Origin of the sequence: Vibrio sp. STUT-A11 (genome assembly GCF_026000435.1) — a bacterium.
In the GTDB taxonomy this organism is placed as follows: Bacteria; Pseudomonadota; Gammaproteobacteria; order Enterobacterales; family Vibrionaceae; genus Vibrio.
Genome location: NZ_AP026763.1, coordinates 610,924 through 635,587, shown reverse-complemented (window position 1 = coordinate 635,587; position 24,664 = coordinate 610,924). Strand labels below are relative to the sequence as shown.

Sequence of the window (24,664 nt, the reverse complement as noted above, 5' to 3'; positions counted from 1 at the left end):
TCCGTTTTTAACGAGAACCTTGGTAGCAATCAATATTGTTTTTGCTGCCCTTTACGAGTTGCAACCTTACCCATGTTCAAATTCTACAAAAAACAGAAGTTTAAGCGTCTACAGAGTACGCTGATGACTGCGTTTCTTGTCCTCAGCCTTACGCCTCTAACCATTACTGCGTTTTTTTTCCTGCAGTCACACAGCCAAGATCTGCAAGAACAGAGCACGTCACACCTTTTGTCTGTAAGAGATACCAAGCAACAGCAGATTGTTGACTACTTTGAAGCACGCGAAACCGAAGTGATGGGCTTCGTCCGCTCGGAATTAGCCTATGCCAGCGGCGGACGTTTTTATGGTTTAGTCAATGCGTTCAGTCGGTTAGGAAATGACATTGAGGAGTCTCGTCAAAATGCACAGCAACGTTACATTGAAGGCAGTGGTGATCAAACAAAAACGTCAATATTGCCAGAATCATCCAATTATGCTGGCAGTGAGCGCTATCGCCTACTCCACAAACGCTATCATTGGGCTTATTTAGAACTTCTTAAACGCTCTGACTTCAATGACATATTACTCGTCGATATTAACGGCAACGTTACCTACTCAATCAACAAAGATGACAATTACGGCACCAATCTTCTCACAGGTCGCTATAAAGATTCCGCGTTAGGTAAGGCATTTCACCGCTTAGCCGACGATGTCAGCGAGCGTCGTAAAGTTAACGAAGACTACACGCCAATACTTGTCTCTGATTTTGAACTTGAAAAGGGTAAGCCGGTAGCTTGGCTTGGTGCACCAATCGTTCAACAAGGGTACCTACACAGCTACGCCATGTTCCGCTTGCCAAACAACGGTATCACTAAATTAGTAGCTGACCAAAATCGCGAGTCATCGATTGAAACCTTACTAGTGGGGGGAGATCAACAACCTCGTACAATAAACACCAAACTGAATGATATCCAAAATAGTATGGAGGTCATCAGTCAGGCACTTTCAGGTCAAACAAACGTCGGCACTTATACAAACGGACTCGATGAAGCTATTATCGCCGCCTATGCGCCAGTAAAAACTCGTGGCGTAAACTGGGCCTTGATCGTACAGTTACCGGAGAAAGACGCTTTTTCTCGTATCCACCAGTTGGAAAAACTCTTCGTTATTGCGATGATCACAGCAATCATACTGGTTGTGATTGCCTCACACTATCTATCGAACTTTATTACTTCCCCACTACTCAAATTAACCTGGGCAGCAGAGCGAGTATCAGCAGGCGATCTGGATGAAACGACGTTCGATACCATCAGAAAAGATGAAATTGGCCGATTAGCCAGCAGTTTCGAGCGGATGCAGCGCTCTATTCGTGAAAAAATTCAGACCATCAAAAAGCAAAATGAAGAGCTGGAAAGCAACATCCGCTTAATTCAAAAACAAAATGACGAGCTACAACTCGCAGACAAGCTAAAAGATGAGTTTCTGGCAACCACCTCTCATGAACTGCGTACGCCTTTACACGGTATGGTGGGTATTGCGGAAACTCTAATTTCCGGAGCCAACGGCGCGCTCCCGGCAAACCAGAAATATCAGCTTGATATTATTATCAAAAGTGGACAACGCTTGGCCAACCTCGTCGACGACTTACTGGATTACCATAAAATGCGTTACGGTAGCATGGGCATCCAGAAGTCGGCGGTCAGTTTGGCAAGCTCAACTCGATTGGTACTGGAGCTGTCTGGCCACTTACTTGGTAACAAGACCATTCGGATCATCAATCAGGTACCGAATGATCTCAAAGCAGTATCAGCAGATCCACAACGACTTGAACAGGTGCTGTACAACCTGATAGGTAACGCAATTAAGTACACATCTGAAGGTAAGATCGTTATTTCAGCAGGAGTCGTTGACGATCTAGTCCGCGTTCAAGTGGTCGATACCGGACAGGGCATCCCAGCAGAACACCTTGAGCACATCTTTGAGCCTTTAATTCAGGCAGGACAAGATGAAAGTCGCTATCGTCAAGGTGCTGGATTAGGCTTATCAATTAGCCGCCAGTTAATTGAGCTAATGGGTGGCTCCTTATATGTAAGTAGCCAACCAATGGTAGGTACTACATTCAGCTTCACTTTACCTCTCGCCAGTGAAGAAGAGATTCTGGCCACGCAGACGCTGGCTGCCTGTGGGCATTTCCAGGCTCCAGAAACCAATTTGGACAACAGCGATGATCTATCGCTGCCAGAGAACCCGGATGGCCCACTGCTTTATGTCGCAGACGACGAACCCGTCAACCTGCGTGTACTTGAAAGCTTTTTGCGTTTAGAAGGCTATCGTGTACGAACTGTTTCGGACGGCCCAGAAACACTTGATCTTGTCGAACAAGAAAAACCGGAACTGTTACTGCTCGATATCATGATGCCAGGCATGAGTGGCTATCAGGTATGTAGTGAACTGCGTAAAATCTATGATCATGCCGAGCTGCCAATTATTATGTTAACAGCACTTAGTCAAACTGAAGACCGCGTTAGAGGCTTTGAGGCTGGAGCGAACGATTACTTATCTAAGCCTTTTAATAAACAAGAACTTGCAGCTAGAATTCAGGCCCATTTAACGGCAAGCAAAGCAGAAATTCGTCATATTGAGAATAAGCAACTTGAGTCGGAGCTTCGCCAACGAGCTGAAGTCGAAGCGAGCCTGCTTGAAACTCAGGGTCGTCTGCTAGAACAACTTGAATCCGCTCCTGAGGCCATCATCTGCTTGCGCGAAGATCAGCGTATTCGCTTTGCCAACGAAGCTGCGTGTAAGTTATTTAAACGTAGTTTAGAGCAAATTAAACGCTCTTCAGCTGATGAGCTAATTGCGCCAAAATTCCTCACCGTTAAACAGCCACATTATTGCGGGAAAATTGATATCTATGTCGAGGACATTCGTCAAAATATTGAAGCGGATGTTCTCAAACTCCCTGAAGGCTCTGGCTTAGACGTTATGTATATATTCAATGTGGGTGGCGGCGCGAATACAGCCCGTATCCATAACCTGGAAACAGCAGTAGAGGTGCTTTCTCGCTATGCCTTTGACGGCGACAAAGAACAGTTACAGAAGCTTAAAGAGCTTGGAGGTGAATTCACTCGACTGGCAGACAAAGCGTTAGGCAATAAAAAAGACAAACAGGAAGTGATGCGTGAAGTTCTGGTCGAAGCAATGACTCGCGCTTTGGAATACTGGGAGTCCGTGACTGGCGAAAGTAAGTTTACCTTTGCCGAGCAAAGTGGCCTTTGGCGCGTTTATCTTGATCGTAGTACGCTACAAACCCGTACTTTAGATAAATACATGCGCATTGAAACCTTACCTAAAACTCCACGCTGGAGAACGGTTTTAAGCTCTATCGAGTTTATACTCGAGCATTGTAAAGAACAAAGCCCGGAACGCGCTTACATTGAAGCACAGCGTGACAAACTGCAAAGGTTGCTTACCAGCTAGCAGCGTTATCTAATGAAGCGCTCCGTTTGAACAGCCTCCAACAATTAGACACCAATTGTTGGAGGCTTTTTACATTTAGAAATACTTCTATTCCGTGTTCAATGCCTATTGCTAAGTGAAGGTAAGTGCGACTTAAATGGCATGCCATCTATCCCATCTGCAAAACCATCATGCCAATATTCCAGCTAAATAAAGCTCAGTAGACAGAATCCAAATTTAACGGTGCAGACGCTATTATCCTGGCAAGAATTCAGAGTACTGTGCCATGTCCATAGTTTTTATTTCACAATAAAAAGCATGCCAACACACTTTATTTTCGAAGTGAAAAAAGAGTAATATTGAGCGATAAGGAAAACAATAAAAGGCGAAACTTTCATCATTTAGGACATGACTTTATAAACTAATGACACAGATTGAGAAGTCAATCACAACAGAACGGCAGATTAAATTTCACCTCATGAATTAACAAGAATGGCGTGTGTGATCGGGATCTCCCAACTCGACAAAACAATCGGATCCATTTAAAAATAGATAATACAAAGTAAGTAAATACTAACACGTAATGTCCATAAGGATATAAGCTGCGACGCATATCAACTTTTGATTTTCAGACACAGTTGGGTCAAAAGCAAACGAAATGACGTTTATAACGTGATATCCAGCTCTTTTGACGTTTTTAACGAGATACGAGTTTGATTATTTTCAGGATAAGGTGTTTTCTTACTCCTGCCGAAGACCTACAGGCCACTCTACATGTGATGAAGGTGAAAGCTTAAGTTGCAAAAACACTAGAGGTGGGTCATGGCGAGTGTTTATCAATTGATGACATTCAAATCCATATAGTGAAATGAAGCAAACAGTAAGGAACAGCTATGCTTGCCAATATTAAAAAAACAGCACTAGCAACAGCAATTATTGCTACAGCTACTACAGGTTTTGCATCGGTAGCAACTGCGGCTGAACGCAGTGAACTAACGATGGTTCCAAAGTTTTTCCCAACTTTCGTTCGTAACTTTAACCCTTACCTTCAAACTCAGCTAGATACAGTTCAAGACTTCATCTATGAACCACTGGTTGTATTCAACGAGTTAAAAGGGAATGAGCCAGTATTACGTTTGGCAAAAAGCTACACCATGTCAGATGACCTTAAGCAGGTTTCTTTTGTTATCCGTGAAGGCGTTAAATGGTCTGATGGTGAAGCATTTACTGCCGAAGATGTAGCATTTACATTCAACATGCTGAAAAAGTACCCTGAGCTGGACCGTACTGGTATCAATGCACGCTTAGATAAAATTACTGCATCTGGCGATACAGTGACTTTCGACCTAACGGAAGCCAACTCTAATCTTCCATACCTTATTAACGAAGTATCTATCGTTGCTAAACACATCTGGAGCAAAGTTGAAGACCCAACACGCTTCACAAACGAAAACCCTGTAGGTACAGGTCCATTTACTGAGATCGAAACTTTCACTCCTCAGCTTTACACTCAATGTCGTAACCCTAACTACTGGGATGCAGATAACCTAGATGTTGACTGTCTACGTCTGCCACAAGTTGCGGGTAACGAACAGTTCCTAGGCCAAGTACTAAGCGGTCAATTTGACTGGTCTTACTCTTTCATTCCTGATGTAGACAGCACATACGCTGCTGCAAGCCCAGATAATAAGTATTGGTACCCTGCGGGTGGTAGCCAAGCGTTTGTATTCAACTACAAATCGCCAAATGCTGGCAATGCTGAAGCTGTGAATAACATCGACTTCCGTCGTGCATTCTCCATGGCTATCGACCGCGAAACTATCATCGAAATCGCATTCTACGGCGGCGGTGTGGTGAACGATTACGCTTCTGGTCTTGGCGCTGCATTCGAGTCTTGGTCTGATAATGAAGTGTACAATAAATACAAGCCATTTATGACGTACAACGTTGACAACGCTAAAACACTTCTGAAAGAAGCTGGTTTCGTTGATACCGATGGCGATGGTTTTGTTGAGACTCCAACAGGTAAGAAGATTGAGTTAACTATCCAGTCTCCAAATGGATGGACTGACTTTAACAACACTGTACAGCTAGGCGTTGAAATGCTAGCAGAAGCGGGGGTTAAAGCGAAAGCAGCGACACCTGACTTCTCTGTATACAACCAAGCGATGCTAGATGCAACTTATGATGTTGCATATACAAACTATTTCCACGGTGCGGATCCATACACTTACTGGGATAGTGCTTACCACTCTCGTTTCCAAGCTAGCCAAGGTATGCCTCGTTTTGCACTGCATTACTGGAACGACAAAGAACTTGATAAAGCACTAGAAGGCTTCTACAAAACAGCTGACCGTGATGAGCAAGTTAAGATCGCTCACAAGATCCAACGCATCATAGCAGAAAACCAAGTAACTGTTCCTGTTATGTCTGGCGCGTACACTTCTCAATATAACACGGCTCGCTTCACGGGTTGGTGGAATGAAGAGAATCCTAAAGGACGTCCGATGCCAATGACTAACACTCAAGAACGTCTACTTCAAGTACTTGATCTAAAACCTAAATCTTAATTAGGTTCTAATTTACGGTGCGCACCTTGCGCACCGTCACCTCCCCCCTATTTCTTTTTAAATGGCGCTTTGCGTTAGGGGATTTTTTGTCTTAAATCCAGTGGAATATGCCACTGGGTGACTAAGGTGTGAGTTATGGGTTTCTTTATTCGCCGGTTATCTTTTTATTTGATAGCGCTTTTATTTGCAATAACACTCAATTTTATTTTGCCTAGAGCAATGCCTGGTGACCCTGTTACCATGATGTTTGCCAACGCAAATTCACAGGTGACGCCAGAACGAATCGCAGCAATGAGAGAATTGCTCGGATTTGTTGACGGACCAATCTACGAACAGTATTTCATCTACCTAAAAGGTATTCTTACTTGGGACCTAGGTATATCAATTCAAACATTCCCTCAGACTGTAAATGACGTATTGGGTGGTGCTGTTGGTTGGTCTCTTTTCTTAGCAGGCTCTGCTGTAGTACTCGCATTCTGTATTGGCTCTACGCTCGGTATCTTCGCTGCGTGGAAGCGCGGTAGCAAATACGACGCGTTCATTTCACCGGGAATGATGGTAGTACAAGCTGTACCTCCTGTGGTCGTCGCGATGCTAGTGTTATTCACCTTCTCGTATGGATTAAATTGGTTTCCATCGACGTATGCATACACGGCTGGCTTGACCCCTGATTGGACAAGCTGGGAATTCTTAAAAGACGTTGCTTACCATGCTGTATTGCCTCTATTTTGTGCAACCATCATCCAGATCGGTGGCTTCTTGATCAACATGCGTAACAACATGATTAACCTGCTAAACGAAGATTACATCACCATGGCTAAGGGTAAAGGTTTAAGCGAGAACCGCGTGGTCTTTAACTACGCTGCCCGAAACGCAATGCTACCGAGTGTGACAGCACTTTCAATGGCACTTGGTATGGCAATCGGTGGTCAGCTAATTATCGAAATGATCTTCAACTACCCAGGACTTGGTACGGTACTACTAAATGCAATTCATGCTCGTGACTATCAAGTATTACAGGGTCAATTACTAATTATGACTATGTTTATGCTGTTCTTTAACTTTTTGGCCGACATGCTTATTGTGGCACTTGACCCTCGCCTGCGTAAAGGGAGCAAATAGACATGAAAAAACTATTTAACTTATTCTCGAATAACAATAAAGCGCTGGTTGGTTTTGTAATCATCATGATTTTCGTTTTAGGTGCGATCTTTGCGCCGGTTATCACAAAACATGCTCCAGACAAACGTACAGGTAACCCTCACGAGTACCCAGGCTTTGTAGTGAAGTCAGCAAAAGCAAACCCGGACGGTTGGATTGCCCAAAATCTAGCAGACAGCCGCCGTACATTACTACTATCTAAAAAAGCAGATCACGTTCTTGGAACAACTCGTATGGGACGTGATGTATGGTCACAAGTGGTTTACGGTGCACGTACGTCATTAGCTGTAGGGTTTGGTGCTGGTATCATGGTGTGTGTGCTAGCAACCATCATCGGTGTTACTGCTGGTTACTTCGGTGGACGTGTTGACGACATATTGTCCGCCGCAATGAACATTATGTTGGTAATCCCCCAATTGCCATTACTGTTTGTCATTGCCGCTTTTATTGGTGCTGCGGGACCGTTAACGATCGCCTTGGTAATAGGCGCAACCTCCTGGGCATGGGGGGCAAGGGTTGTTCGCTCACAAACACTCTCTCTACGTGAAAAAGAGTTTGTAAAAGCGGCTGAAGTACTTGGTGAATCATCATTTAGAATTATCTTTGTCGAAATTTTACCGAACCTTATCTCAATCGTCGGAGCTAGTTTCATTGGTTCTGTAATGCTGGCTATCATGACGGAAGCAACTCTATCCTTCTTAGGTTTAGGTAATCCTAGCACTGTTAGCTGGGGCATCATGCTGTACAACGTGAACACATCATCTTCAATGATTATAGGTGCATGGTGGGAACTATTGGCTCCTTGTTTTGCATTAACATTCCTAGTTGTCGGTCTTGCCTTACTTAACTTTGCCGTTGATGAAATTGCTAACCCACAACTACGCTCGCACAAAGGAATGAAGCGTTGGAAAAATCTAGCAGACCAAGATAAGAAACAACGCACACCAGATATGCCACCTCAAAATGCACTATGGAGCGGAGACAAATAATCATGACTGCACCACTAATTTCTATCCGTAACCTCTGCGTAGATTACATTACAGATGCTGGCGATGTTCGTGCTTGTAACAATGTTAGTTTCGATATCGCCCCTGGCGAAGTGTTTGGCCTGGCTGGAGAGTCTGGCTGTGGTAAATCAACCGTTGCTTTCTCGCTAATGCGTCTGCATAAGCCGCCAGCATTCATTACAGGTGGTGAAGTCATCTTCAACGGCGAAGACATTCTTCAATACAGTGACAGCCGAATGCAATCATTCCGCTGGAGTGAAATGTCGATGGTATTCCAAAGCGCGATGAATGCCCTGAACCCTGTCCTAACCATGGAAGAGCAGTTCTGCGATGTCATTATGCGCCATACCAACTTGACGCGTGAACAAGCCAAGAAACGCGCAGAAGGTTTACTGGAAATTGTCGATATTCATCCTAGCCGACTTAGTGACTACCCTCACCAGTTTTCTGGTGGCATGCGTCAGCGCTTGGTGATTGCCATCGCTTTGGCTCTAAACCCAAAAATGATCATCATGGATGAACCAACAACCGCTCTCGATGTTGTGGTTCAACGTGAAATATTGCAGAAAATTTATGCGCTTAAAGAAGAGTTTGGCTTCTCAATTCTGTTTATCACTCACGACTTATCGTTGATGGTTGAGTTTTCCGATCGCATCGGAATTATGTATTCAGGTGAACTGATTGAAGTCGCGCCTTCAAAGCAAATTTTGGAAAGTCCTTACCACCCATACACAAAAGGTTTGGGCAGCTCTTTCCCTCCACTAACAGGTCCAAAGACCAAACTAACGGGTATCCCGGGGAACCCTTTGAACTTGCTTGAAATTCCGCAAGGCTGTCGTTTCCAGGCTCGCTGTGACCGTGTCCACGAAGCATGCACGAAAATACCGACTCAATTGCGTCAGATAGAGCCAAGTCGTTTCTCAAACTGCCATTTGTATGGCGAAACCATTGCTCAGGCTAAGGTTTAACGTCCCGAAATCACGTTAGCTACGAACAAAATTACACTGGAGAGAATTATGAGCAAACAACTCGGCGAGCTGCTGATCGAGGGTAAAAATGTCGTTAAAGACTTCCCGCTAAATAGCAATTCTATCAAGCAGTCCAAGATGCGTGCGATTAACGACGTATCATTCAAAATGTATAAAAGTCGCGGCTTGTCTGTTGTAGGTGAATCTGGCTCAGGTAAATCTACAACCGCAAAAATGATTGCGAAAATGTACGCCCCTTCGGAAGGCATCATTGAATACAAAGGACGTGATATTCAAGATATTCAATCAAGACAAGATTTAATGTCTTACCGAGAAGGAGTACAAATGGTCTGGCAAGACCCATTTGGCTCACTAAACCCGACACACAACATTTTCCACCACATTGCGCGACCACTGCTTATCCATAAAAAAGTGTCACCGGGCAACAAGAAAGAACTGGAAGAACGCGTGTATGACTTGCTGGAACAAGTAGGTCTTATACCGCCTAAAGAGACCGCGCAAAAGTTCCCTCACCAGCTTTCTGGTGGTCAGCGTCAGCGTGTAAACCTAGCTCGTAACATCGCAGTTGGTGCAGAAGTCGTATTGGCAGACGAACCAACCTCAATGTTGGACGTCTCTATTCGAGCGGGTGTTCTGAACCTGATGGAAGAGATGAAGTTCGAGAAACAAATGTCTCTGCTTTATATCACTCACGATATCGCAACGGCGCGCTACATCGCGGAAGATTTGGCAGTAATGTACGTCGGACACATGGTGGAGTGGGGAGACACAGAGGAAATCATTCATGATCCTCAACACCCATACACTCAATTGTTGGTTTCTGCCGTACCCGATCCATCGAAGTCTATTCACGAGAAACTAAAAGGAAACAAAGGAGAGATCCCACTCTGGACGCCAGAATCAGTCGGGTGTCCATTTGCGGGACGCTGTGTGCACGCATCAGATAAGTGTCGCCAACAATTACCAGGCGTTACCCAACTATCTGAAAACCACTTTGTCCGTTGTTACCTATTTGAGAACTAAGCATAACTAGGGCCAGAGAAAACTGGCCCATTTCCAATTGTTTTGTTTCGCGGAGACATTAAATGCTGCTACTGACTAACCACATTGGTTACGAGCGTCTGGGGCCGAAAAAAGCGGTAATACAGACAGAACAATCACAATTATCTTCTGATACCGCCACACTGGTTTGTGCCAAGAGCGATAAAACTGTTGCTACCTTTGCGGTGCAGAAGCAAGGGAAAGTAGCGAATTGGCATCAGGGGTATTTTTATCTTATCGACTTTTCGTCCTTTGAGATCCCTGGCCACTATTACCTTTGCTTAGATAACGTATGTTCTTCTCACTTCGAAGTTGGTGAACAACTCCTTTTAGATCGCACACTATCCGATGTGATCCATTACTTTAAATCTCAGCGCTGCGGTGGGATTTTCGATCATGCCGATCGTCAGGCTACGCTATTAAATTCCGAACAGACAGCCGATGTTCATGGCGGTTGGTACGATGCGTCTGGAGATGTAAGCAAATATCTAAGTCACCTTTCGTACGCAAACTACCTTAACCCACAACAAACCCCTATGGTGGTTTGGAACATGCTAAAAGGACTTTCTCTGCTCCAGGCTAGCGACAGTATCGCTGCTTTCACCCGCACACGCCTCATTGAAGAAGCGCTGTATGGTGCCGATTTCCTTGTTCGCATGCAAAACGAGAAAGGTTTCTTTTACATGACGGTATTTGATAAATGGAGCAAAGATACCGCCCAACGAGAAATCTGTGCGTTCGAAACGCAACTTGGTCACAAGTTCGATGACTATCAGGCAGGCTTTAGACAAGGTGGTGGAGTCGCGATTGCCGCACTTGCCACTGCATCTCGCATAGATGTTCATGGTGAATTCGATCAACAGCAATACCTAAATACGGCAGAAAATGGCTACTGGCACCTAAAGGAACATAACAAGCAATATCTCAATGATGGCGAAGAGAATATCATCGACGAGTACTGTGCTTTGCTTGCCAGTGTTGAACTGTTTAAAACAACCAAACAAAGCCGTTACTTAGACGAAAGCCGCCTGTGGGCTTCACGCCTGGCTGGACGACAAATGAGTGATGAAAAATTCAAGCATTTTTGGTCAGCTAACCAAGATGGTAGCCGCCCTTACTTCCATGCAGCGGAACCTGGATTGCCAGTGATTGCTCTTTGTGAATACCTCTCTATCGAAGACGACTCCGAGTTGGCTGCGTCCACAAAACAGACGGTCAACCAGGCATGCGAATTTGAATTGAAGCTCACCAATCGTGTCACCAATCCATTTGGCTACCCTCGTCAATATGTCAAAGGTGTTGAAGAGTCGAAACGCGATGCGTTCTTTGTTGCCCACAACAACGAATCTGGCTATTGGTGGCAAGGAGAAAATGCGCGTTTGGGTTCATTAGCTGCAATGGCATACCTTGCCCAGCCGTATATTGAATCCAAAGAGAAACAGCAACAGCTGGTACGTCTCGGGCAAGATGCACTTAACTGGATTGTGGGCTTGAATCCATACGATATGTGCATGCTCGACGGTCATGGCCAAAATAACCCAGACTACCTTCCACAGTTTGGTTTCTTTAACGCCAAAGGTGGCATCTGTAATGGCATCACTGGTGGATTTGATGACGAAGAGGACATCGCCTTTAATCCACCAGCACAGAAAGACGACACCCTGCAAAACTGGCGTTGGGGTGAACAATGGATCCCACATGGTGCGTGGTACTTGCTCGCTATCATCAGCCAAGCCCACCACCTACCACAAGAAGTTAAGGAGTAATCACCATGGCGATATACTTTGTCGGTATTGATGGTGGCGGTACTTCTTGCCGCGCCCGAATTAAAGATGCGGAGGGCAATTTTCTTGGTGAAGCGAAAACTGGCAGCGCAAACATCATGCTTGGTGCTGAAGTGGCGATGGCTTCGATCATCGAGGCAATTGCGTTGGCAGCGAAACAAGGCGGGTTATCTGAGCAAGATTTTTCGTCTATGCATGTGGGCCTCGCGCTTGCAGGGGCGGAACACAAAGCGTCCTGGAATGCTTTTATGTCTCTCGCCCACCCTTTTGCCAGCATGACACTAAACACCGATGCATACGGTGCCTGCATCGGCGCACATAATGGGCAAGACGGTGCCATCATGATTGCTGGCACCGGATCTTGCGGTATCTACCTTAAAGGGTTGCAACAGCATGTTGTTGGAGGCCGCGAGTTCCCAATCTCAGATCAAGGTAGCGGAGCGGTTATGGGGCTGCGCTTAATTCAGCAGGTTTTACTGGCAGAGGATGATATTCGAGACAAAACTCCGCTCGCCCAGCACATCATGGCGCACTTCGAAAACGACGTAGACAATGTGGTGGCTTGGTCAAAACAAGCACTTCCTCGCGATTACGGACAGTTTTCTCCGGCCATTTTCCAATATGCACAGCAAGGCGATACGCTCGCCATTGAAATGCTAAAACAGACTGCCTCGGATATAGAAATGTTTCTCATGGCACTTAACAAGCGTGGCGCGACCCGAATTTGTTTAATGGGCAGCATTGCTGAACGTATTCTCCACTGGCTATCACCGCCCGTTCAGAAATGGATTGTAAAACCTCAGTTTGATGCGATTGAAGGCGCCATCATGTTCGCTGGCAAGCCTGAACATAACCTTTACACGCTATCGATAGAATAGGAGTCGATATGGAATATCGCGTTGACCTCGTTGTCCTATCTGAACTGAAGCAAAATTGTCGATTTGGACTCACTTTTCATAACCTAAGTGACCAAGATCTTGATGATTGGCATCTGACGTTTGCTTTCGATCGTTACATTTTACCTTACAGTGTATCTAACGGTGTACTTAACCAAATTGGTAGCTTCTGTACGCTCAAACCCGAAAGTATGGTTCTGGAGGCTAATCACAATTTCTATTGTGAGTTCAGTATTGGTTCAAATCCATTTCGCTACTATTCAGACGGATTAAATGAAGCTCTGGTTGATTTTGTCGTCAATGGTAAAGTTCAGCGAGCCGAGGTTGACGTAACACCTATCGTTCTGGCTTCTCCGTACCGTGAGCGTAGTGAAATTCCACCGAGCCTGATTCATGCTCAGCCTCTACTACCTAAGCCAAACCAAATTGAAGTTAGCGATAATTACTTCTCTCTTCACAACCGTGTTGGTATCTGTACTTACTCCGATTTAGCCAATTCAGCCAAAGATTGGTTACTCGATGAATTAAAACGTATTCACCAATTTGAGCTTACACCATCTAATAACAGTCAGATTATCTTTAAAAGTAACCCGACCCTAGACAAAGGTGCCTATAAGCTCAAAGTGACTGAAGAATCAATAAAAATTGAGGCAGGTTCAAAGTCTGGGTTCACGCATGCTAGCGCGACCTTGCTACAACTTATCAAACGAAGTGTGGGAGACCATGATAAGGCAGTTGTCTGTTGCTCAATTAAAGACAGACCGCGATTCAAATATCGTGGAATGATGCTCGATTGTGCACGCCACTTTCATTCCGTAGAGCAAGTAAAACGTCTTATCAACCAATTGGCACACTACAAATTCAACACCTTCCATTGGCACCTTACGGATGATGAAGGCTGGCGAATTGAGATTAAATCACTGCCAGAGCTGACCAGCATAGGGGCATGGCGTGGGCTAGATGAGGCGATTGAGCCACAATATACGCATTTGTCTCAGCGTTATGGCGGGTTTTATACCCAAGAAGAAATAAAAGAAGTGGTTGCCTATGCGGCGCAGCGCAGTATTACCGTCATACCAGAAATTGATGTTCCAGGTCACTGCCGCGCTGCCATTAAGTCACTGCCTCACCTACTGGTAGAAGCAGAAGATACCACTGAGTATCGCAGTATTCAGCACTACAACGATAACGTGATCAACCCAGCGCTACCGGGCAGTTACGAATTTATCGACAAAGTGCTGGAAGAAGTCGCCGCTTTATTCCCAGCCCCGTACATCCACATTGGAGCTGATGAAGTCCCCCATGGCGTCTGGTCGAAAAGCCCAGCCTGTCAGGCGTTGATGGAGCAACAAGGCTATAGCGACTACAAAGAACTGCAAGGCCACTACTTGCGTCATGCAGAAGACAAACTTCGCGAGCTTGGTAAACGAATGCTGGGGTGGGAAGAAGCTCAGCATGGTAACAAAGTCAGCAAAGATACCGTTATCTATTCATGGCTAAGTGAAGATGCAGCGCTGAATTGCGCTCGCCAAGGCTTCGATGTTGTGCTGCAACCTGCTCAAACCACTTACCTGGATATGACCCAAGATTACGCACCAGAAGAACCCGGAGTAGATTGGGCAAACCCGATACCTTTGGAAACAGCGTATAGCTACGAACCATTAGCACAAGTGGCAGATGACGATCCGGTTCGAAAACGTATTCGAGGTATTCAGGCCGCACTTTGGTGCGAAATTATCAATAACCAGTCACGCATGGACTACATGATATTCCCTCGCCTGACAGCATTAGCAGAAGCATGCTGGACCGATAAACAACAGCGGAACTGGACAGATTACCTATCACGTTTGAAAGGACACCTTCCACTGCTCGACCTGCAGGGAGTGAATTACCGTCACCCATGGAAGTAACGTAAAGCTACGTTAAGACATCGCGCTTTCAAGAATTTTTTAATTTTTGGCTGCACATGCAGCTTTGTAAAAAGGAACGACACAAATGAAATACGGCTATTTCGATAACGATAATCGTGAATATGTCATTACCCGTCCAGATGTACCTGCTCCTTGGACCAACTATTTAGGTACTGAAAAGTTCTGCACGGTCATTTCACACAATGCGGGTGGCTACTCATTCTACAACTCACCAGAATACAACCGCGTGACCAAATTCCGTCCAAATGCGACGTTTGATCGCCCGGGACACTACGTTTATCTGAGAGATGATGAAACGGGTGACTACTGGTCAATCTCTTGGCAGCCAGTCGCGAAAAGCCTCGATGTAGCGAACTATGAAGTTCGCCACGGCTTGTCGTACTCAAAATTCAAGTGCGAATACAGCGGCATTACCGCAACGAAAACACTATTCGTACCAAAAGGTGAAGATGCGGAAATTTGGGATGTCGTCATTAAGAACACCTCTGACAAACCACGCACCATCAGCGCTTTCTCATTTGTTGAGTTCTCATTTAGCCACATTCAGTCGGATAACCAAAACCACCAAATGTCTCTGTATTCTGCGGGAACTGAATACAAGCAAGGCGTTATTGAATACGACCTGTACTACAACACTAACGATTTTGAAGGCTTCTATTACTTAGCTTCTACGTTTGATCCTGACTCCTACGACGGCCAGCGTGACAGTTTCCTGGGGCTATACCGTGATGAAGCAAACCCACTTGCAGTAGAACAAGGCAAGTGCTCTAACACTGCACAAACCTGTTACAACCACTGCGGTTCTCTGCACAAGCAATTCACCATCCAACCAGGCGAAGAAGTTCGCTTCGCTTACATCCTAGGTATCGGTAAAGGCAATGGTGAGCGTCTACGTACTAAATACCAAGACCTAGCAGAAGTAGATAACGCATTTGCTGGCATCAAAGCACACTGGGATGAGCGTTGTGGCAAATTCCAAGTGACATCGCCAAACGAAGGTCTGGATACCATGATCAACGCTTGGACGCTATACCAAGCAGAGACGTGTGTGGTTTGGTCTCGTTTTGCTTCTTTCATCGAAGTTGGCGGTCGTACGGGCCTTGGCTACCGTGATACGGCACAAGATGCGATTTCGGTGCCTCATGCAAACCCACAAATGACACGCAAACGCATTGTCGATCTGCTACGTGGCCAAGTTAAAGCAGGTTACGGTCTACACCTGTTTGATCCTGACTGGTTCGATCCAGAGAAAGCAGATGTGAAACCATCTAAGTCACCAACAGTGGTTCCGACTCCGTCTGACGAAGACAAGATCCACGGCATTGAGGACACCTGTTCTGATGATCATCTATGGTTAGTGCCAACCATCTGTAAATACGTGATGGAAACAGGCGAGCACAGCTTCTTTGATGAAGTAATCCCTTACGCAGATGGCGGCGATGCAACGGTTTATGAGCACATGAAAGCAGCGTTAGACTTCTCTGCTGAATATGTGGGCCAGACAGGGATCTGTAAAGGACTACGCGCAGACTGGAACGACTGTCTCAACCTAGGTGGTGGCGAATCATCAATGGTGTCTTTCCTACATTTCTGGGCGCTACAAGAATTCATCGACCTGGCCAAATTCCTAGGTAAAGAGGCTGACATTGAGAAATATACAGAGATAGCGGCCAACGTTCGTGAAGCATGTGAAACCCACCTTTGGGACGAAGAAGGCGGTTGGTACATCCGTGGTCTCACGAAAAACGGTGACAAGATCGGTACTGCGCAGCAAAAAGAAGGCCGTGTACACCTTGAGTCAAACACTCTAGCCGTTCTATCTGGAGCGGTATCTCAAGAACGTGGCGAAAAGGCAATGGACGCGGTAGATGAGAACCTGTTCTCTGAATACGGCTTGCACCTGAACTCGCCATCATTCGCAACACCAAACGACGATATCGGATTCGTGACACGCGTATACCAAGGCGTGAAAGAAAACGGCGCTATTTTCTCACATCCAAATCCTTGGGCATGGGTAGCAGAAGCGAAACTAGGCCGCGGTGACCGTGCAATGAAGTTCTACGATGCACTCAACCCATACAACCAAAACGACATCATCGAAAAACGTGTTGCAGAACCTTACTCATATGTTCAGTTCATCATGGGACGCGATCATCAGGATCACGGTCGTGCTAACCACCCGTGGCTAACGGGCACCTCAGGCTGGGCTTACTTTGCGGTCACAAACTTCATTCTCGGTGTTCGTGCTGGTTTTGATGGATTAACTATCGACCCATGTATTCCAACTAACTGGCCAGGTTTTGCAGTGACTCGCCAATGGCTGGGCGCGACGTACAACATCAAAGTGGTAAACCCAGATGCTGTAAGTAAAGGCGTAAAGTCGATCACTCTGAACGGTGAAGCGGTAAATGGAACATCAGTACCCGTACAACCTGAAGGCTCGGTAAACGAAGTGATCGTTACCTTAGGTTAATTCGCTTTGGGAAAACGTTCCCCTTTTAATTTTTCCGGTGCACCTAATGATGAATGAGTGCACCGGTTCGCTAGCAAATAAATAAGGTACGGCCCGTTACCGTTCTTATTGAGGATCGAATCATGATCAAATTTGGTACAGGTGGCTGGCGCGCATTCATTGGTGAAGAATTCACTAAAGAGAATGTACGCTTGGTTGCTCAAGCAGTCGCAAACATCACCAACGCAGAATCTGTCGCGGAACGCGGCTTTGTGATTGGCTATGATCGCCGCTTTCTTTCTGACAAAGCAGGCCGCTGGTTTGCTGAGGTACTGGCAGCAAATGGCATTGTCGTCAGCTTCATTGATAAGTTTGTCCCAACGCCGATCGTTATGTTCAAAGCCAAGGAGATGAACTGCGCTTACTCAGCATGCATCACTGCTTCACATAACCCCGCTGACTACAACGGGATAAAAATCTTTATCGAAGGCGGTCGGGACGCGGATGAAATCATCACCCAAAAGATTGAAGATCAAATCGCCACGCTCACAGCAAGCGATGTGAAAAGCGTCGACTTTGAACAGGCTATCGATGATCACTTAATTGAAGTCATTAACCCGATGAACGAATTCGTGGATTCAATCATCAACTTTATCGATATAGAAGCGATCAAAAAAGCTAACCTCCGTGTGCTTGTCGATCCTATGTTTGGTGTGGCAAAAAATGCGCTACAGACTGTGTTGATCAATGGTCGTTGTGACGTGGATGTCATCAACGATGGTAAAAATCCAGATTTTGGTGGCTTAATGCCATCACCAAGTGCAGCAACGCTTTACCGTTTGATGCACTTAGTCGAAGAACAAGGTTACGACATTGGTATCGGCACTGATGGTGATGCTGACCGTTTGGGCATTATCGATGAAAAAGGGAATTTCATTCATCCCAACGAAGTGCTGATCTTATTGTATTACTACTTACTGGAATACAAAGGCTGGAAAGGCTCAGTAGTACGTAACATCGCAACCACTCACCTGCTCGATAAAATCGCACAAGATCACGGTGAAAAATGCTTTGAGGTACCAGTAGGCTTCAAGCACATCAGCTCTCAAATGGAAGCGGATGACTCGTTGATCGGCGGGGAAAGTTCAGGGGGTTTAACCATTCGTGGCCATATAAAAGGCAAAGATGGGGTGTTTGCTTCCAGCTTATTGGTAGAAATGATTTCTGTTACTGGTAAGAAGCTATCCGAGCTATTAGATGAAATCTACAGTAAGTATGGCTATGCCTATATGGCTGAAGGTGATTGCAAGTTCAAATCTGGGCAAAAAGAAGCGCTATTCAACAAGATTTATGTTGATAAACAACTGCCTGAGTTTGAATTTGAAATCGAAAAAGTCAGCTACGAAGACGGCGCAAAAGTCTACTTTAAGAACGGTGGATGGATTATTGCTCGCTTCTCTGGCACTGAGCCGCTATTGCGTATATTTGCCGAGATGGAAGACAAAGATACTGCGAAACGTGTTCTTCAACAGTTTAAAGGCTTCTTGTCTCTTTAACCTGAACTTGTCTGGCTTAAAGTTGCTGGCAGTCACTTAAGTCGCAAGTAGAGGAACACTTGCCCGGCATCACCGCCGGGCCTTTTTATTTCTGGAATAAAAACGTTAAGCGAACGCCAATACACCCTGAGTATCGATTTTTACTGCAACGCTGTCACCCACATTCAAAGCCTGCACGGAAGTAGCCAGCAATCTGTCTCCGTTGACATCAATCACATAGCGGCAGTGATCACCCATAAAGTGTTGCTCCAGCACTTTCACGGCGCTTTCTTCATCGGCCTGAACCTGAACATGTTGGGGACGAAGTAGTAACGCACATTCCTCCTGCAATTGAATGTCCTGTTGAGCACTTGCTTCTATCACACCCAGATGCGTCTCAAACTCGCCTTTTGACACTCTGGTTGCAGCCAGATAGCTACCACCGCCCAGGAAATCAGCGACAAATTTGCTCGAAGGCTGGTAGTACAACTCTGAAGCTGTTCCATACTGCTCAATAACACCATTGTTCATCACAGCCATTTTATCGGAAAAGGCAAACGCTTCCTCTCGACTGTGAGTAACGAAAATCGCAGTTACACCTTGTTGCTTAAAAATTTTACGGATCTCGCGAATCAACTCGTGACGCACTTGAGTATCAATGTTGGAAAACGGCTCATCCAATAACAGCAAATCAGGTTTGTAAGCCAAAGAACGGGCAATAGCCACACGTTGCTGCTGACCACCTGACAGCTGATGAGGATAGCGATCCCCATAGCCTTTTAAGTGAACCAACCCCAACATCTCTTCCACTTTCAAAAGCTTCTGTTGCGCCGTTTCATTCTTCAAACCAAAAGCGATATTCTCAGCCACAGTAAGGTGCGGAAATAGCGCGTAGTCTTGAAAAATCATACCGATATTCCGCTGCTCTGGCGGTAGCCAGTTCTCACCATCATCAATAATCAAGCTATTGAGACTCATTTGCCCAGAAGACAAAGGCAGCAATCCCGCTACCGCTTTCAGTAATGTCGTTTTACCACAGCCACTAGCACCCAACAGACACACAATCTGGCCTTGCTCAACCTCAAGAGATAATGACTCTAAAACCGTTTGGTCATCGTAGTGGCAGGTCAGGTTTTTAATTGATAATGCGCAGCTCATTAGTGATTTTGCTCCAGTGAACGGTTAACGACAACAAGTGGGATCAACCCAACAAAAACCAATAACACAGCCGGTAAAGCAGCCAACTCTAGATGCTCATCGGAAGCAAAGTTATAAACGTACGTTGCCAGTGTTTCAAAATTAAACGGACGCAGAAGAAGCGCCGCATTGAGCTCTTTCATTGATTCGATAAAAACCAACAGAGCTGCGATAAGCGCGCCACGCTTGACCAGTGGTAGGTGCACACGCCACAGCATGGTATTTGGTGTACACCCCATGGTACGTGAAGCCATGTCCAAGGAAGGGGAGATTTTGTTTAAGTTGCTCTCGATACTACCAATTGCCACAGCAGAGAAACGCACAACCATAGCAAATATCAACGCGAACATAGAGCCTGAGAAAATCAGTCCAGGTCTGCCCCACTCCATCACTTTTGCGACATCATTGACTCGGTGATCCATAAATAAAACCGCGACCATGACACCAATCGCCAATACGGTTCCGGGCACGGCATAGCCCATTGAGGATAAGCGCATAAATGCAAGCGTTGTTCTCTTGCTATTGACTCGGTAAGTAAAATTCACCACCAGTGCAACAGCGACACCAATGATGGCCGCGATAACCGATACAACCAGACTATTCCAGGCATATTCACGGAATTGTGGCGTCCAACTTTGCTCGAAGTAAGTAATTGAATAGTCAACCAACTGCATTAGCGGCAGGATAAATGCGATTAAAACCAGTCCCCAACACCAAATCAGTGCTGCCCATTTTTTCCAGCCCGTCAATTCATAACGGAAATCTTCGTGGCTATTGAACTGGCTTTGGAATAGTTTCTGCTTTCTTCGGCTGTAACGCTCTGTACTTAATAGCAGCACGACGATCACTAGCATGATGGCGGAAATTTTGGCCGCAGCATTAAGATTAGAGTATCCAAGCCAAGTATCGTATACCGCGGTTGTTAACGTATTAACGGCAAAGTAGCTGACGGTGCCAAAGTCGCCGATGGTCTCCATCGCAACCAGAGATAAGCCAACAGCCATTGAAGGACGAGCCAGAGGAAGAGAAATACGCCTGAAGCTTTCCCATGGTGAGCACTTAAGAAGACGCGCACTTTGCAACAGTGACACGTTTTGTTCCATGAATGCAGCTCGACAGAGCAGATAGATGTATGGATACAAAACAAGGGCCAGCACAAACGTTGCTCCGGGCAAAGTACGAATATCCGGGAACCAGTACTCTTTGGGGCCCCACCCAGTTAAATCACGTAAAAAGATTTGTATCGGACCGGCAAAATCAAACCAATCGGTAAAAATATACCCGATGATGTATCCCGGCATCGCTAACGGTAAAACCAGTGCCCACTGCAACCATTTTTCGGTAGGCAGCTTACACATCGCCATAAACCAGGCACTCGGAATGCCAAAGACGAGAGACAACACCATCACACCTATGGTTAGCGTAATAGTGTTATAGATATAGGTAGGCATGACTGTCGCCATAAGGTGCGCAAACAGCTCATCCGTATCACCAACGGCGGTGTAGAAGATCGCTAAGATCGGTAAAACCAGTAGCAAAGCCAACGCTCCGCTACTGGTTTTCCATATATAATTCTTTTCTTTCATTGCCTAATTACAGCCAGGCTGAGTGAGAGATAAATGCACCTGCAAATACATCTCATATCCTTTTAATTAATTAGGGCTAGTTATACCCTTATAAACAAACAACCTCAAGTAGCCCTGATAAAAGAGCGACTTGAGGCTGTAAATTTATCATCGGTGGTTCAACTTCTCACCGATTGATATCAAGCGAACGATTAAAGATCGAACTTAACTTCGTCTAGTAGCTTGATAGCAGCTTCGTGGTGATCAGCAATCTCATCTAGAGAAAGAGTATCTGCTTTAAATTCACCCCAAGATGCTACTAGCTCAGAAGGCTTAACGTCAGCTTTCACTGGGTATTCAAAGTTCACTTCTGCGTACATGCTTTGTGCAGTATCACCAGCTAAAAATTCCATCAGCTTAAGTGCATTCGCTTTGTTTGGCGAATATTTCGCCATCGCCATGCCAGAGATGTTTACGTGAGTACCTGTTGTTTCTTGATTAGGGAAGTTAATGTATACCGCATCAGCCCAAGCTTTCTGCTCTTTGTCATTAACCATCTTACCTAGGTAGTAGCTGTTACCAAGAGAAACGTCACATAGACCTTCTTTGATCGCTTTAACCTGAGCACGGTCATTGCCTTGAGGCTTACGGGCAAGGTTAGCTTTAACGCCTTCTAGCCATTCTTTTGTTGCCGCTTCACCTTGATGAGCGATCATAGAAGAAACAAGAGATACGTTGTATGGGTGCTTACCACTACGAGTACAGATCTTACCCTTAAACTCAGGTTTAGCCAGGTCAGCGTAAGTGAAGTCTTCACCTAGTTTGCCTACACGGTCACGAGAGGAATATACGCTACGAGTACGGGTCGTCAGAGCAAACCACTCATTTGCTGTATCCTGGTACTGCGCTGGGATATTTTTCTCTAGAACTGGGCTATCTACTGGCTGAACCACGCCTTTTTTCGTTAACTCTGCTAAACGACTGATATCAACAGTTAGAAGAACATCAGCAGGACTGTATTCGCCTTCTTGAACCAGCTTTTCTGCCAGACCCGTCTTAGCAAACTTCACATTTACTTTGATACCGGTCTCTTTGGTAAACTCGTTAAACATAGGTTCAACCAAGAATGGCTGACGGTATGAATACACGTTCACTTCTTCAGCAGCCATTGCTGTTGGAGCAAGTGTCACACAAGCTAAAGCAGAAAGAGTTAGCACTTTTTTCATGGATCAATCCTTTAGAGTATTCTCAATGATAACGTTTATCAGTTGCGTTATTATATTTATCTTCAATAGTAAAACAATGACCGATACAAAAAAACCTGCCATTAGTGGCAGGTTTTTATTATGTGAAGTGTAACAACATGCTACATGGTAAACTTTACTTCGCTGTCACGAACTCTGGGTAAGCGCCTACACCACAGTCGTGCATATCCATGCCTTCCATCTCTTCTTCTTCGCTTACTCGAATGCCAACAGTAGCTTTCAAGATTGCCCAAACAACCAGACTTGCACCGAATACCCAAGCAAAGATAACTGCCGCACCTAGAAGCTGAGCACCAAATGTCGCGTCACCGTTGCTTAGAGGAACGACCATTAGGCCAAAGAAACCACACACACCGTGTACAGAAATCGCACCAACTGGATCATCAATCTTAAGCTTGTCTAGGCCGATGATACTAAATACTACGATTACACCAGCAACTGCACCAATGGCAACAGCGTAAAGTGGTGATGGTGAAAGCGGATCTGCAGTGATAGCTACCAAACCAGCCAATGCACCGTTTAGGATCATAGTCAGGTCAGCTTTGCCCCACGTTGTCTTACATACAAATAGTGCTGCAATTGCACCTGCCGCTGCTGCTGCGTTGGTGTTTAGGAAGATTTGACCTACTGCTGTTGCGTTCTCGAAGTCAGAGAGCATTAGCTGAGAACCGCCGTTAAAACCAAACCAACCAAACCATAGAATGAACGTACCCAGTGTTGCAAGCGGCATGTTTGAACCTGGGATTGGGTGGATTTCACCATTCTTGCCGTATTTACCTTTACGAGCGCCAAGTAACAAAACACCCGCTAAAGCTGCTGATGCACCAGCCATGTGTACAATACCTGAGCCAGCAAAGTCGCTGAAGCCTGCTGCTGACAGGAAGCCGCCGCCCCAAGTCCAGTAACCTTCCATTGGGTAGATAAATGCAGTCAGAATTGCAGAGAAGATCAGGAATGACCATAGCTTCATACGCTCAGCAACTGCACCTGATACAACAGACATCGCTGTCGCAACAAATACTACCTGGAAGAAAAAGTCAGATTCTAGCGAGTGGTCTGCACCCTCACCTTGAGAACCAATAAGAGCGCCTAATGATGGCAACCAACCACCTTCGCCATTATCGACATACATGATGTTGTAACCAACGACTAAGTAAGTCGTACAGGCAATCGCGTACAAGCAAAAGTTCTTAGTCAAAATTTCTGTTGTGTTTTTAGAGCGAACGAGGCCAGCTTCAAGCATGGCAAAGCCCGCTGCCATCCACATGACCAATGCACCGGAAATGAGGAAGAAAAAAGTGTCTAGTGCGTAACGTAACTCTGTTACTATTGTTGCTAATTCCATAATAGTGTCTCCAATCCCTTGAATACTTTTAAAGTGCTTCTGCGTCCATTTCACCAGTACGGATGCGAACAGCTTGATTCAGGTCGTATACGAAAATTTTACCGTCACCAATTTTTCCTGTTTGCGCCGCTTTTGTGATGGCTTCTACCACACGATCGACATTGTCTGCATGAGTTGCGATTTCTATTTTTACTTTTGGTAGAAAGTCAACTTGGTACTCCGCTCCGCGGTACAACTCGGTGTGGCCTTTTTGACGGCCAAAACCTTTAACCTCTGATACTGTCATCCCTTCGATGCCGACGTCAGCCAACGCTTCACGAACATCGTCTAACTTAAATGGTTTAATAATGGCATTGATTATTTTCATTAAATTCTCTCCGAAGCATTCATTCTGAAACACTTCTAATAATCCAATCTACGTGCCAAGTTTTTAAGTGACTGATTTAAAAGAACTATAATCTATTAGTGACGCTATAAACAAAAAAAGG

At 45.4% G+C, this 24,664-nt stretch carries 16 protein-coding genes; 11 read left to right on the top strand and 5 right to left on the bottom strand.

Features of this window, described 5'->3' with window-relative positions; all coding sequences use genetic code 11:
• Positions 1–72: 72 nt before the first annotated feature.
• The 11 genes from OO774_RS03010 (at position 73) to OO774_RS02960 (ending at position 18,825) form a co-directional block, all read left to right on the top strand.
• Complete coding sequence (locus tag OO774_RS03010; RefSeq protein WP_264904586.1) at positions 73–3,459, top strand: response regulator; 3,387 nt, start codon at positions 73–75, stop codon at positions 3,457–3,459.
• 872 nt (positions 3,460–4,331) lie between these two features.
• A complete protein-coding gene (locus tag OO774_RS03005) occupies positions 4,332–6,008 on the top strand; it encodes an ABC transporter substrate-binding protein (protein ID WP_264904585.1) in 1,677 nt (558 codons plus the stop codon).
• Positions 6,009–6,143: 135 nt separating this feature from the next.
• Entirely contained in the window at positions 6,144–7,130 is a 987-nt protein-coding gene (locus OO774_RS03000; RefSeq protein WP_264904583.1) for an ABC transporter permease, read from the top strand.
• Between the two features lie 2 nt (positions 7,131–7,132).
• Positions 7,133–8,158: an ABC transporter permease gene (locus tag OO774_RS02995; RefSeq protein WP_264904581.1), complete on the top strand. Its 1,026-nt coding sequence runs from the start codon at positions 7,133–7,135 to the stop codon at positions 8,156–8,158.
• A 2-nt stretch (positions 8,159–8,160) separates the two neighbouring features.
• Positions 8,161–9,144, top strand: coding sequence for an ABC transporter ATP-binding protein (locus tag OO774_RS02990; protein ID WP_264904579.1), 984 nt, complete (start codon positions 8,161–8,163; stop codon positions 9,142–9,144).
• Positions 9,145–9,192: 48 nt separating this feature from the next.
• Positions 9,193–10,188 carry an ABC transporter ATP-binding protein gene (locus OO774_RS02985; protein WP_264904577.1) on the top strand — a complete coding sequence of 332 codons (996 nt, stop codon included), beginning with the start codon at positions 9,193–9,195 and terminating at the stop codon, positions 10,186–10,188.
• Positions 10,189–10,250: 62 nt separating this feature from the next.
• A complete protein-coding gene (locus OO774_RS02980; protein ID WP_264904576.1) occupies positions 10,251–11,972 on the top strand; it encodes a glycoside hydrolase family 9 protein in 1,722 nt (573 codons plus the stop codon).
• A 5-nt stretch (positions 11,973–11,977) separates the two neighbouring features.
• The gene (locus OO774_RS02975) at positions 11,978–12,868 is read left to right on the top strand and encodes an N-acetylglucosamine kinase (protein WP_264904575.1); all 891 of its coding nucleotides are present in this window, start codon (positions 11,978–11,980) and stop codon (positions 12,866–12,868) included.
• 8 nt (positions 12,869–12,876) lie between these two features.
• Positions 12,877–14,796, top strand: coding sequence for a family 20 glycosylhydrolase (locus OO774_RS02970; RefSeq protein ID WP_264904573.1), 1,920 nt, complete (start codon positions 12,877–12,879; stop codon positions 14,794–14,796).
• Positions 14,797–14,881: 85 nt separating this feature from the next.
• On the top strand, positions 14,882–17,290 hold the full coding sequence (locus tag OO774_RS02965; RefSeq protein WP_264904572.1) for a N,N'-diacetylchitobiose phosphorylase: 2,409 nt from the start codon (positions 14,882–14,884) through the stop codon (positions 17,288–17,290).
• A gap of 122 nt (positions 17,291–17,412) precedes the next feature.
• Positions 17,413–18,825, top strand: coding sequence for a phosphoglucomutase/phosphomannomutase family protein (locus OO774_RS02960; RefSeq protein ID WP_264904570.1), 1,413 nt, complete (start codon positions 17,413–17,415; stop codon positions 18,823–18,825).
• 105 nt (positions 18,826–18,930) lie between these two features.
• Here the strand turns inward: OO774_RS02960 and OO774_RS02955 are convergent, their stop codons facing one another.
• From OO774_RS02955 to OO774_RS02935, 5 genes are all read right to left on the bottom strand, one after another.
• Complete coding sequence (locus OO774_RS02955; RefSeq protein ID WP_264904569.1) at positions 18,931–19,962, bottom strand: ABC transporter ATP-binding protein; 1,032 nt, start codon at positions 19,960–19,962, stop codon at positions 18,931–18,933.
• On the bottom strand, positions 19,962–21,587 hold the full coding sequence (locus OO774_RS02950) for an iron ABC transporter permease (protein WP_264904568.1): 1,626 nt from the start codon (positions 21,585–21,587) through the stop codon (positions 19,962–19,964). The genes OO774_RS02955 and OO774_RS02950 overlap by 1 nt, the downstream gene beginning before the upstream one ends.
• Before the next feature lie 191 nt (positions 21,588–21,778).
• Entirely contained in the window at positions 21,779–22,792 is a 1,014-nt protein-coding gene (locus tag OO774_RS02945; protein ID WP_264904567.1) for a Fe(3+) ABC transporter substrate-binding protein, read from the bottom strand.
• Between the two features lie 154 nt (positions 22,793–22,946).
• Complete coding sequence (locus OO774_RS02940) at positions 22,947–24,176, bottom strand: ammonium transporter (protein ID WP_264904565.1); 1,230 nt, start codon at positions 24,174–24,176, stop codon at positions 22,947–22,949.
• Positions 24,177–24,204: 28 nt separating this feature from the next.
• Entirely contained in the window at positions 24,205–24,543 is a 339-nt protein-coding gene (locus OO774_RS02935) for a P-II family nitrogen regulator (RefSeq protein ID WP_005386570.1), read from the bottom strand.
• Between the last annotated feature and the right edge of the window lie 121 nt (positions 24,544–24,664).